The sequence below is a fragment of the Marinobacter iranensis genome (genome assembly GCF_029207565.1).
Lineage (GTDB): Bacteria > Pseudomonadota > Gammaproteobacteria > Pseudomonadales > Oleiphilaceae > Marinobacter > Marinobacter iranensis.
In genome coordinates this window covers 1-246 of record NZ_JANCMW010000357.1, presented here as the reverse complement: position 1 = coordinate 246, position 246 = coordinate 1, and the positions used below count along the sequence as shown (strand labels likewise).

Sequence of the window (246 nt, the reverse complement as noted above, 5' to 3'; positions counted from 1 at the left end):
CCGCGATGGGTGTCGTCCTCTTCCGGGAAGAAGCGGCTGGTGCGCAGCACGACGCAATTGAGCCCGTCGTTCAGCCAGGCCAGCCGGCAGAGCTGCTCGGCGGCGAGCTTGGTGACTCCATAGATGTTGCGGGGTTCGATCGGACCCGAATCCTCGTCGAGCCAGGTCGCCGCGCCCCCGGCCTCGTCGCGGATCGCCTGGCTGATCATCAGCGAGGTAGTGGAGGTGAAGACGAACCGGTCGTGC

The 246-nt window shown here is 66.7% G+C and carries 1 protein-coding gene; it reads right to left on the bottom strand.

Annotation, left to right across the window (positions count from 1 at the left end):
* Window positions 1–246: NAD-dependent epimerase/dehydratase family protein (locus NLU14_RS22690; RefSeq protein WP_275710859.1), on the bottom strand; the 246-nt coding region annotated here is incomplete at both ends.